Annotated in this window: 1 protein-coding gene; it reads right to left on the bottom strand. The window is 47.3% G+C overall.

Annotated features, from left to right (window positions below; all coding sequences use genetic code 11):
• Nucleotides 1–193 (bottom strand): hypothetical protein (locus FS628_RS31140; RefSeq protein WP_145326732.1); only part of this gene is annotated, 193 nt, incomplete at its 3' end.
• Nucleotides 194–220: the final 27 nt, after the last annotated feature.

Genomic DNA, 220 nt, shown 5'->3' with positions numbered 1-220 from the left:
CCACCTCCTCTCTCCTCATCAATTCATTCACCTCTTTCTCCTCCTTCACCACATAATTCACACCTCCCCCACACAACAAACAACAATCAAACCCCTCATCCCTCCCAACCTCAAACCATTCCCTTTCATCTTCATCCCCACCCACCATCACAACTGACTCCTGAGCATTGATCCTTTCCTTCAATTCATTCAATCCCTTCTCATCCTCTTCCACCATACC

The sequence above is a fragment of the Paenibacillus xylanexedens genome (assembly GCF_007676705.1).
Classification (GTDB): Bacteria; Bacillota; Bacilli; order Paenibacillales; family Paenibacillaceae; genus Paenibacillus; species Paenibacillus xylanexedens_C.
The sequence above is the reverse complement of the archived record's forward strand: the minus strand, read 5'-3'. Positions and strand labels throughout refer to the sequence as shown.